The following is a 12770-nucleotide window of genomic DNA, read 5'->3' on the forward strand; positions in this document are numbered from 1 at the left end:
ACACACGACCAACCTCACAGGAATTTTAACTCCATATTTTGTCGGTCATGAATCGACTCAGCAGGAAACCCTACTACACACTTATAGGTATTACCGTATTGATCAACAAATGCAATATTGATATCGCTATAAAGTCTATCGCGGGCCACAATATCCTCTTGTGCAACTAAAGCACCATATCGCACATCGTCAGTTCGATGCATGCTAACAATAAAATCCCCTTCAGCTATAGCCTTCTCAAGAGGGAAAGTCGGCACAGTTTGTGTCAACATGATATTTTTCATCCAAGGGTCGACATATATATTACTGCTTTTTTCTTCACCTGATTCTACATCAGTCAATTTAGCGGGATTCCAGGCGTATCCGGAGAAACTAAACATAGTTTCTTCTAACAGTCTTGATTCCCAGCGCACCGTCGATTTGTGTCCAAAACCTGTAGCTGTTGGAAGGAAACTCAAGCGCGCCATCTTGCAATTGACAAACTTTAACTCGTAATAATCAATCGTATTCAAGTGGAAATCATAATAATCACCTGGTTCCGGCTCAAGCTGCTCGTGTTGATTTATTGCCTTGGTTATTCCAGTTTTAAGCGTACCATCAGAAATCATTATTTTATCGAATGTGTAGTCTTTATTGACTATCAACCGAGGGGGATCTACAGGCGTGAGATTGACTTGACCGTTGATGGCATCGGAGGTATTTGAATAAAACGTTTCCTCATTATTCCCGCCAACAAATGAGAGATGGAATGTACCATTTTCTTTTGCCGGCATTGTCGTTTGTACATACAATTCAAAATTGGCAGTACTTTGTTCGCTCAGGGGCTCCGCTGAGGCTAAACCCAGCGCTGGAACTCCAGCCCCCGGAAAAAGATGATAGGCGTTGGCAATAGTCGTGGTTGCCCATGCGCCAACACCTGGTGAGATCCCCACCTGTCCTGGCGGCAATGGATTAACCTGCGCCCCCCCGGAAGTCACTAATCGCAGTGATTGCAATTCTAAACTTGAAGGCCGTTGCGGGTTATTATTAAGCACCGTAGTTTCTATACTGACAGCCAATTTAACCTGTTGTAAACCGTTACGATATACATAACCAGTCGGGCCTAAGTTGCCCGAGCTGTCCCGTACTTTTACAGTGAACTTTGCCAACTTTGTCCAGCCAGGCCCTCTTCAAACTTATCGAACTCAATGGTGCTGTAACCCGTGAAAGTGAAAATACCCGAGGTCTTGACACACTTAACTAGCGTCACTGGATCTACCACTGGATCGGGAGCAGTAAATATACCTGATTGAGGGTTTTCGAATGCTCCCCCGCCTCGAATCACACTCCATGTAGTTGTATCCGCTGGAAAGTCATCCTCCACCGCAAAAGTAACAGTTTTACCTCTTGTCAGATGTGAGGTATGAGCAGGGCTTACCCCAAGAGACAAATAATTATTGAATAAAACTACCGTTGACTGGGCTGTTTCTTTAAGCGCTTCATCATAAACACTAATAACTTGAACCGTCTCGAAGGTTGCTTGCTCTGCAGTAGGAGGCGTATAAATGGCGGTATTTCCACTGCCCAACACCTCTAGTTTCCCCACCAAAGGTAACGACAGCGACCATGTCAATTTTGAGGTCGCACTAGTCGCAGCAAACAAGGTAACTGTCTTCGGGGTTAACTCAATAATTCGGCTACTGACCTGAGGCGCAATTACCATACGCTCAGCTGTAACCATGACAGCCGCTGACACCTTATAAAATACATCATCAAGAATAACCGTGCCGGTAATAACCACCCGTGCCGTATCGGCTTCAATATCATCCACGCCCATCGCGGTATAAATACCGTCTGAATTAATAGCACCATCTCCTTTCAGGGTATGACTATTCAGACTCTTAGCGGTCCATGTCACGCCCGATACGGCTGTACCATCGCTGCGTTTCACACTAAACGCTTGGGTCTGTCCCACCTTCAAGGTAGACAACAAAGGATGAATCACCAACTGCGTGGCCGAAGGATTCACATTACCGAAGTTAATATAATCAAACGGTTCAGCACTGTCTTTGCTGAGGAAGCTATCTGCTCCAGGAACGAGCAAATTACTCAGTTGCTCGATGCTTTTATCATTGACATAATCACTCCACTTTTGCGTAACAACAACCGCAGCTGAATAAATATCCTGGCCCAATTCATCTTGATCATCCGGGATCAAGTATGGAAAACCAGAGCCTTCCCTCGGTAGATTGCCTATTTCTGTATCAGCGGCGACACGCACAAATACAACAACGCCACCATCTCCATAATTAGAGGCTGTTAAATTGTCCGCGCCAGGTGCACGCTGGGTAAGTATTGAAAACTCTTTGGGTGCAAGAGGGTCATAACTCCCCATGTCCAAGACCCCCAGCACAAACACCCGTTGAGTCTCTGGCAAGGAATTAAAAAAATCCTTGAAACCAGTCCCTAGTGGCACTTGGTCTAGAGCGTCAGGCAACAAATTACAGCTGAAGTCTACACCTTTGGACAAGTCCATCATTACAACGCCCAACTCCGATACACTACCCGTAATCATCGAGAGTTGGAGGCGCATGGTCACTTGATAACCATGCGACTCTCGAATTTTCAAACTGGTATTCACACGTGCGGCTTTTTCACCCGGCTGCATCAGTAATAAATTGCCAGAAACAATATTCAGAGTAACGGTTGCCATTGACTCGTCAAGTGATGCCGCCTGTTCGAAAGACAATAACGGTTTTCCAAGTATAACGGAGTCCAGCTTTACAGTTGCATTTGAACTGCTTGATAACGAAATTTCGCCTGCAAACCCAGGAAAAAAACTATTGCCCTCCATGCGGGATACATACTGCTGCTCTAACAATCGATTAAGCCTAGTCTTGTTAAAAACAGTGACAGCCCCCCAACCAAACGTGACGGACTGGCCAGCCATTTGCTTTAGTATTTCTTCACGCGAGTTAATACCCATTACGGCACCTCATTCAAAAATTTAAAAAAATTTATCTGCCCTACACATCAAGGTGCAGCATAGGCAACCAGCGGCAAGGGTATTACGATAAAAGAGCTAAATGTAAAAGGCCCGCTTGCATATTTGCACTTTACTATTGCAAAAGTATCGCTATTATTTTCAGATTGGGTATAAAGACCCTTTGCATCAATCGTACCACTGCCCACGACTGTAAGTGTCGTGGCCGCTTCTGCGATTATATCAGCCCCCCCAGTCACCCATTCTAATTGCACCGTAGTGGCTGTTGAACTACCCTCGACCATCGCAGCGCCCGCATCCGCAGTGCGATTAACGATGACAGTGGCGACAACTTGATTGCCTGACTCATCTGTCACGCTAACACTATCGATATCATAAGGACTTGTTGAATCCGTATAGTTAGGCGTATAGACATTACTGTAGCCAATCTTATCTTGCAGTCCACCTTGACCCGGGCCAATCAGCTCCCATGAAAGTGAAGCCCCACTCACATGATTGGCACTGAATGAGACGTTGTCGCCTTCAATTGGAGTCTTACCAATTGTTTTCACTGTTAGTAAAGGATTCACTGTAATGGTTTTTTTCAGCACACTGACTAATGCATAGCTGACATAATTGCCTTTTTTTGCAACTACGCGTTCGCGGATAAAGTCACCTTTAAAACCAGATAAATCAGGCGGTGTATACAGGCCAGTGCTGGTATCAATAGTTCCCTTTAACGTGCCGTCGCCAGAAACAGATTCAACTGACCATACCACATCTGTTACGGTGGCAGGCTCAACTCTAAACTGATGAGTGGTGCCAACAGGCATTATGTGTGCCATAGGCGTTATTTCGTAAGCTGAAAATGAATGGCCCACTGTACCTTGCATGACCAGATCGTTAGGCAGGCTACAACTGTTCAGGCTGACGGAATCTTCATTTCTGAAAAGTATACTCTCAAGAACGAACGTGTTCAGTTCTGGCAAACCAGCGAGGGCATTGTGGGTTGCAGCTTTAATCTTACCGATCATCTCTGGCACGTATTCACTTTTGTACTTAATACACAGCCTGTTCATAACGTCATTAAGCGCGTCAGTGGCGGCGGGTATGCTAGTGCACTTAATTGTCTCGGATCGGCTAGGCTCATTATCCATGACCGAGCTAACTTCCAAACCACTGCCATCGGCCTTAACTTTATAAGATGCCTTTGATGACCCCGCCCAAGTTTGAGCTAAAGTCCCAACCCATTGTGAACCCCAGTTATTAAAATAACCTGCTGAAATATCAACTGTATTCTGGCCACTCCAAGCAGCTGTAATGTACTCGCCCGCCGCAGTCACCTTTAGTTGATTACCTTCACCTGCAAACTCCAAGGTTTGGTAAGCAATGGTCACCGGCAATGTGGCCCCTTCACTCTCAGTTACATAGTTGTAGCTTTTGTGTTGCACATCAGCACTTCCACTTAGCGTTTTAAGTACATAGTCATTCTCTTCTTTAACAGCGGTACTGGTCATCGAAGAATAAAACGACGAGAGTTGCGGGTGTACCACTTTTTCAAGCAGTGTTTTTTGCCCTAACATAATAATTGCAGAGTCTCTGCTCGTCAGGTAGGGAAAATCAGCTGGAAGTGCTGTCCCGACAAGGTCTCCCTGCATCGCTACCAGCACCAACAACTCGCCGTCGGCAATACCTGTAGAACCAGGAAGTTGACGAACATAAAGTACTATCGACGCAGGCTTAAGGTATTGATTCTTACTTTTGTCAATCGTACTCAAGACCCAGACTTTTTGATCCAGAGGTAGTTTTTCTTTAAAGTAGGCCTGAATCGCTTTACCTACATCTTCCTGATCCATACTATGTTCATTAACATCAACTGTGAAACCGGTTCCTTCACTAATATCAAAAACCACCTGGTCTTTGTCATTTACCGCACCTTTCCTGGCCATCAGGTCAAGTGTCATGGTTAACACTTGGCCGTCCAGCGGGTCCAGTACACTAATCGACGTGACAATCCCCTTGGCTGCGACAGTTTTATATGAACCGGCAATGATCGGCAGCCGAAGCTTACAACGCGGATCATTACTGACATCTCCATCCGTATGATTTTCGAAGGACATGAGTGGCGCATCAAACTCATATCCAGATAGCTGCTTCGTCTCTGCCCCTCCTGACACCGAAAGACTGATAGGTAGCGCAACGCTTGCCGAATTGAAGCGCTGAATGTACTCCTGCTTTAACACTTTATTGGCTGATTGACGGTCATATGCCAAAATAGCACCCCAGCCATAGGTTCTTGACCCTTCAGCAAACCACTGATTAAGTTTTAAAATATCATTCACTGCTGGCACAGTTTTAGTTAACTTGCTCAACGCCCTGAATTCTTTTGACATATTGCACCTCAGTGTTTTTAATTGCCATTGTGACTTTGGTTAAGCAACCAATTTAAATTCAACAGTCGGGAAAGTTTGATAGCTCTCCCCACCATCGAAACTGACACTGGTTTTAATCGAAAATATTTCACCCAACGTCAACCCATTGAGGTAACTCAACGGTAAGATCACATCAAACTTCCCGAGCTGAGCCTCAGCCAGCACTACTTTTCGGCTGCGGCATAAATCATAGTTTTCACCCGCATCACTTACTCCGCCATTAGCCTCAATGGTGACTAATTGATCTGCTGCCATGAATTTCCACTTATCCAGATAAAACGGGGCACCGCTACTTGGCACTTTCGCCCGTGAAATCTCTGTTACTGCGCCCTCCAACGCACATTTCAAACGTGTGTATTGGTTGACGGGCAATTTATTAATCTCAATATTGAAGGGGGCTGAATAGTAAATTTCCTTATCATCCACCGGGTGCTCAGGTACGACGCTATACACGACATCTATTCGCTTACCCATATAGGCCGGAATAAACTCCAACGGAACTTTGAATTCTCGTGGATTACTTTCTAGTGCCGCCCCCGTGTAAGCTGCACTCCCATCTACAAAAGCCCATTCAACGTGTACCGTATCGCCCGCCTCAATAATTGCAGCATCCGGGACTATCACACTCGCCCCGCGCACTGCCCCCTCCATTGCATCATACATAAACTGATCTTCATCATCCGGATAGGCTGTTTTAACCATTGGCGCAATTAAACTTCGCGTTTGGCGAACTTGGAACTCTAATACATTAGAAGTTCTCGATAGCTTATGACGGCCCCACTGATAAAATAGTTGGATCGTCTGCCAGTTGTTAGCCTTTAACCAATTAGCGTCAAACACACACTCCACTCTGCCACTGTCTAGGTTCGATGGGTCAACGCGCAGTGTTTTTAATGCACTTAATGTCTGCACAGTGCTCATTCCGTACACTCGAATGTCATCTCCTATTCGGGCCCCTTCGTACAAAGGGATACGTACAGTAATACCGTTGGGGTACTTATCCGGGTTAACGTCCGCGCCACTAAAACTATCAAATATAGGCGCTTCCAGTTTTGGCTCTACAGCAGGAATGATCTCATAGCGTTGTCGGCTTGCAATTGAAGTTAAACCACTGTCATTCGGCGCATAGTCAATTGTGTAATCCAGGTAGCCAAAGCCATTTTCGATAAAGTCAAATAAAGACTTCTCAATAATCCATGACAGCGGTTTACCAATATCGTTGCTTTGCAGAATATATTGATAAGTATCCGAGTCACCCGGATCACTCGGGTCGCCCGGATCGCTGCCCTGCATATACCCAGACCAAGAAAAAGTAACTTTGTCTCCTACGGCCATTGCTTGATAGGGCAGTACGCTGACACTGCCCCCCTCCCCAGGAAGCTCATCAATATTGATACACAGTGCATGAGACTGCGTAATATGAGCGGCCGGAAGTAACTGTGCAGGACGTTTACCGATATAAATCATTAAACGTCTGGACTCTGCACTTATTGTCGTTTCGCCCTTGAGTCTTACTGCATAAGAATAAAAAGCCCAGCCCTGATCCAGTGGCGCAATTGCAATGTTAGGTAGATTGACCAGCATCCCCTTGGCCAGCTCGGCTTCTGATCCTGAAACGTCAACGGGGGAATCAATAAAATCGATGACCTCACCGCTTTCACTGCACCCACGCCAATTCGGATAAAGTGTATCGCCTTCTATAATACCGTCGTATTTGATATAGGTCAGAAGGGGGCCTGAACCCAACTCCTCCAAATCCAAAACTTTTTCGGCATCTAAACTTTCAATGATAGGTAGCGGAAATGTATCAGCCACGACAATTACTCCACAGAGGCATTTAATAAGCAGACACTTAACGCCAGTGTCCCCAGCTTGAGCCTGACGATTTTTTTCAGGTTACGCTCTAAATCATCATGCGCCTACTAGCTAATCTGATAGGTTCGCGCCGCGCTTACAGCTGTTAGTCTTGGCTTACACGCTCACGTATTCACCTTGCTACCAGGTTTATTTTGTACATGATTACCGGCCTTTTTAATTTCGTGAGCTCATCGCTCTGAGGTCAGCATTGCCTATCGTTAACCATAATAACCATTCACTTATTGCCCACTCTTTAAGAAGAGACCCAGACTCATGACCACTCCAACTGCGGTGCACTCCAATGCTTTCAATTTTCTAGGTGCCCTACAAAGCGGCGTTGATCAACGCACGGGGCAATACACCCTGTCGATCAATTTGCCAGAGATTAAAAGCAACTCTCTCAACGGCCCCAGTATCCCGCTGGTATTGAGCTTTAGCCCCATTAGCCGTATCGATCGAGGCTTTGGTTATGGCTGGAATTTATATCTCACGCATTTTGATATAAGCACTCAAATTATTTCACTACGCTCCGGTGAAACCTTCAAAGTCACTGAATGGGACAGCATTACCTCACGCGCAATTATCCCCGAGCAGCGGCTTGATACGTTTCATTTATACGATGAGGGTAATAATCAATATCGCGTCATGCATCTTTCAGGAGAGATGGAAATCCTGGTTAATCAGGGCACTGTCGCGATGCCTGAAGAATTTTATTCTGCACAAGGTCAAAAAATCACTTTGGCCTATACGGACTTTCAAGGTGAGCCTTTTTTAAATGCTATTACCGACTCTGACGATTTGCCGATATTGTCTATAGAACGCGACCCCAATGATGACTTCGTGCACATCGACATATACCCATTTTCCGGAGGTCAGGGGCAGCCGATTGCGCGCTATAGCTTGGAGCTAACGGGGGTCGATAATCACGTCACTAAAATCCACTTGCCTTCTGACGATTTGGCTTCTTGGGCATTTGAATATAGACAGGTTTTTGAATGCCTGTGTCTGGAAAAAGTCACCACGCCAACCGGTGGGCATGAAGCCATTACTTATGACAGTCAAGGTCATTTGCACCCAGCATCCGGCACCAGCCCGCTGCCACGTGTTGCTACCCATGTGGTGTTTCCATTGTTTGATCAACCGCCGATCGAGTACCACTATAGCTACAGCGACGAGAACTTTATGGGCTATGGCGCAGGCGGCTTTGACTGGGATGACGATGGCCTTGATAACCTATTCAAGGTGAATAACGATTACACCTATCACAGTACCGAATCATTGATTGTTGAGGGTAAGGCCGAACGAATAATAGAACGCAGGTTTAATCGTTATCATTTGTTGAGCCATGAAGTCACCACACAAAATGATCATGTTCACCGTGTCATCAATGAGTACCCACTTTATAGTGGTCAATCTTTTTACCAGCAAATGCCATACTGCCAAATGCCGATCAAAGTTAAAAGTACCTGGTATTTGGCTAATGATATAAATCAACTGCGTAGCGCATCAACCTCTACAACTTATTCTCACCGAGGAAACGTGTTGAGCCATACCACAGAAGAAGGGATGGTGGAGCTTTACACTTACTACAGCGCAAAAGGTGAAGACTCTGACGGCTACTTCTGCCCTCCCGACCCAGAAGGCTTTGTGTACCGAGTACGTGATAAGAAAGTTATTCCGGCTCCCACTTCAACCGGCGAACCTGCAAACGCCTTGCTCACACGTTATTCTTATATGGCATTACCCTCTCTGGCTAGAGAGCGCGTCGACACTTTCTGTGTGCAGGAGAGCGAAACTCTCTTCGAAATCAAAGATGAACTCATTTTTGAACTGCAGAACAAGGTGGTGAGTTATTTTGATCTCCCGCAAGATCCACTGCTGCATGGTCGCATCCAACAGGAAGCCTTAACACTCAACAACAACACCACGACTACTGAATACACGTACACGCGCCTTGACGACTTATCAGTGTTGGAGATCACGGAAACTATCAAGAGTGAGTTAGACCCAAAAACTCCGTTGAGTAAAACGCTGTTGAGGCAAGTATCCCTCTATACCGGCCTGCTGCAATACACGCTGGAAGGCGATGTTGCCCTACAGTACAGCTATGACGCGCTGGACAGGCTCATTCGACAAACTGTTGCTCCCGGCACTGATGTCGAAACCTCACTGTCCTATGCCTATGCACTCAGTGTAGAAGGCACCCAAGCCAAGCAAGTTGTGACAAATGCAGATGGCATTGAGACTCATACGTATGTTGATGGACTTAATCGCGCCGTTCGTACGACCCTGATTGATCCCGGCAGCCCACTAACTGTAGAGCGCCAAGTGTATTCCGCGCTTTACGACGTACGAGGCAATCTGGTCAGGGAAACCGAACATGACTGGATTGATGATGAGGAACGCTTATCCAGCAGTTTGATCGACTATGACGATTGGGGTCAGCAATTTTGTGTCACTGCGGCCGATGGCGTACAGACAGTCGAATATAACGACCCGATTGGTATTTCTGTAGGCACGCCGCCTGTCAAGCGGGCTACACAGACCCTCTACACCCAAAACAAAACAACGCCACAGCTAATCAGCGGCCTGACAATCAGCGTATTCAATGCATTCAAAAAACCGATAAAAACTGAAATATACACTGCCAACCGCACGCTAATGTCGGTCGATACTTATACATATGACGGTTTTGGACGCTGTATTGAGACAACCGACACGGCCAAACTCACTACGCGCTTTACTTACGATGCATGGTCCCGTCTGACAAGCACAACATTGCCCGATCTTACCCGAGTCAGCAGCGAATATGCCTCACACAGTAGCGGCGAGCTACGTGTTGCCACGCGCGTTCAACCCAATAATCACTTGCTTAAAGAGTACCTCGCGGGTGAACAGCAGTTTGATGGATTTGCACGACTCACCCAAATGACAACCGGTAAACGTAGCGAGCTTTATGACTATGTCGACGGGCAAAATCTGATCAGTCGCCTGACCAAAGCCAGTGGGACGCCCATTGACTATACCTATGACCTTAGACTTACCACTCAGGCGAAAACCACAGACGTCGCAGGCGAGGAGCTGTCCACCTTCAAATATAACGCTGTTAATGCATTGATGAGCTCAGCCGTCAACCCTGAAGGTAGATTGACCTACCTCTACAATAGTCATAAACAAATGATCAGTGAAACACGCACTGATAACAGTGGGACAACTTGGGAAACGCAATTTACCTATTCATTACAAGGTCTGCCCCTTAGCAAAACCGAATACAACGGCATGCGCAGAATCTACGAATATGATGACAACGCGCGTCTTTTACGCGTACAACAGTCTGAAGACGATGAGGATAAAGCGCTGAGTGTGAGCTTTGCTTACAACAGCCTGGGCCAGTTATCGCAGACGATAACGAGTGACCGTGCAGCCGATACCCTATTAACAGTTGAGATTGGGTATAACGATCAAGGACAGGAAGTGCTGCGCTCACAAACCTTGAACAGTGAAGCGCCACGCATTCTCGGCCAGACGTGGTACCCCAATAACCTGCTACGCACACGTGAACTTAACAGTGACGGTGCCCTGCTATTGAAAGAAACATTTGAATATGACGCCCGCGGCCGACTGCGGCTGCATATATGCGAAGGTGATAACTTACCCAAGGATCGTTATGGCAATGCAATTACTCGACAAACGTTCAGGTTTGATTCGCTTGACAATATTCAACGCTGCGCCACCATATTTGCCGACGCTACAACGGATCTTGCCCAGTTCACCTACGACATTGAAGATAAGTGCCGCCTTCTAAACGTGACCCATACTCACCCTTCCTACCCAGCAACTCAGGCATTCGAGTATGACGCTAATGGCAACATGCTCAATGATGAGCAGAACCAGCGTCTTATCTATGACTCCCAAGGCCGACTGCTGCAAGTTGAGGCGGTCCGGGATGCGCAGATCAGCGGGCGTTATCGCTACGATGCACACAATCAATTAATCACCACTCAAGTCGGCGAGCAGCCTGAAACCTTGCGCTTTTATGAAGGTAATCGCCTGAGCCTTTCAGTTCAAGAAGGTATTAGCACTCACTTTCTGACCATCAGCGGGCAGCCGATCGGCCAACAACAGGCTGGCGACGACAGTAAAACCCTGGTGTTACTGACTGACGCCAGTCATACCGTAGTCGGCGAGTGCTTGCAAAATCAGTTATTGACCGCTAGCTACACTGCTTATGGCGAACGCAGCAGTGAACAAAACCTGCAAAGCCTGATGGCATTCAATGGCGAAGTGCGTGATGAGGCCAGTGGTTGGTATTTACTCGGTAAAGGCTACCGAGCTTACAACCCACAACTGATGCGCTTCCACAGTCCCGATTCGATGAGTCCATTTGGTGCGGGTGGGCTAAATCCATATGCGTATTGCCTGGGCAATCCCATTGCATTAAGTGACCCCACCGGGCATGCGGGTTCAGGTCGCAACATTCGTCCTAAATATGTAGCGCCGCGTAGCAGCGGTGGCGGTATCGGCGCCTGGATAGGCGTGATTATTGGTGCTGTGCTTTTAGTTGCAACTGTAATCGCAACGGTATTTTTCCCACCTGTGGCAGCCATAGCTTCGAGTGTGGCAACCAGTTTCACAACAGCTCTGTCTGCACTGACAAGTTCTACGCCAGTACTCATGGCTGGCTATGCAGTTAGCTATTGGACTTCGACCATCATCACCACCTTCATCACAGCACCGACAATTTTGGAAAAAACTTTTGTGGCTCTTGATGCAGTGACGACCAGCTTAGATGCGATATCCATAGGCACAAAGAGTCCAACATTAGCCAATGTTCTGGACAAGGCTAACTGGACACTGCTGGCTGCAGACGCTACGTTGGCAATCACGCGAATACTTGACCTTGACCTTGCCCTTGACCTTGCTAAAGCTGCGACCTCCAGTGGGCTTAGAGCTACACGCAATGTACAAAAATCTTTAGCCTCATTTACACCTATAGAGGCTGGAGTAACGACATCAGTAGGAGATGCTAAATTATTTAATCCAGCAACCTCTTCGACTGACGTCTATACGATTGATATCTATTCAAAAGTGCCAGATATAAAACCCCTTAATCCTTACCGTTTGGCTAAAACTTACCCTACTGTCGAGACTCCAGATCGCGTCATAACTACTGAAGCAGGTGTTCGCAATACCAGGGCGTGAATATAGGGTAATTCTTAAAAACTTCTCGCCCAAGTGAAACATTTGGCTCGAACAAGCTGAACAGTTCAGTCAGTAGACACAGATACCTTTCGCGTGAAATACATTATTTTACGTGAAGGGTATTATGTGACTGCAGCACTTATATCCCCCCTATAAGCCGCACGCGCTATGCGCTTGATCCAGTTGAACCGATGTGAGAGGCGGACCTGCCCAGTTCACTCAACCGCTGGAATATTAAATTCTAAATTTTCACCACCTGATAATTGAGAGTTCTCTCATATCTCAACCCGCTCAACCCCTGCAAAATCTGCCCTCTG

5 protein-coding genes are annotated in these 12770 nt (G+C 46.6%); 1 reads left to right on the top strand and 4 read right to left on the bottom strand.

Annotated features, from left to right (window positions below):
• Positions 1-14 precede the first annotated feature (14 nt).
• The 4 genes from TU84_RS08385 to TU84_RS08400 are packed head-to-tail and all read right to left on the bottom strand — an operon-like array spanning position 15 to position 7209.
• Positions 15-1148 (bottom strand): hypothetical protein, encoded by a 1134-nt coding sequence (locus tag TU84_RS08385; RefSeq protein WP_157403792.1) that lies wholly within the window; start codon positions 1146-1148, stop codon positions 15-17.
• Positions 1130-2965 (bottom strand): hypothetical protein, encoded by a 1836-nt coding sequence (locus TU84_RS08390; RefSeq protein ID WP_048368590.1) that lies wholly within the window; start codon positions 2963-2965, stop codon positions 1130-1132. The genes TU84_RS08385 and TU84_RS08390 overlap by 19 nt, the downstream gene beginning before the upstream one ends.
• A gap of 47 nt (positions 2966-3012) precedes the next feature.
• Complete coding sequence (locus TU84_RS08395) at positions 3013-5355, bottom strand: hypothetical protein (RefSeq protein WP_048368591.1); 2343 nt, start codon at positions 5353-5355, stop codon at positions 3013-3015.
• Between the two features lie 39 nt (positions 5356-5394).
• Positions 5395-7209 carry a hypothetical protein gene (locus tag TU84_RS08400; RefSeq protein ID WP_048368592.1) on the bottom strand — a complete coding sequence of 605 codons (1815 nt, stop codon included), beginning with the start codon at positions 7207-7209 and terminating at the stop codon, positions 5395-5397.
• Positions 7210-7524: 315 nt separating this feature from the next.
• On the opposite strand from TU84_RS08400, the gene TU84_RS08405 reads away from it, so the two are divergent.
• Positions 7525-12453, top strand: a complete 4929-nt coding sequence (locus tag TU84_RS08405; RefSeq protein WP_053225202.1) for an RHS repeat domain-containing protein — start codon at positions 7525-7527, stop codon at positions 12451-12453.
• Positions 12454-12770 lie beyond the last annotated feature (317 nt).

It is taken from the genome of Pseudomonas helleri (assembly GCF_001043025.1).
GTDB classification, from domain to species: Bacteria; Pseudomonadota; Gammaproteobacteria; order Pseudomonadales; family Pseudomonadaceae; genus Aquipseudomonas; species Aquipseudomonas helleri.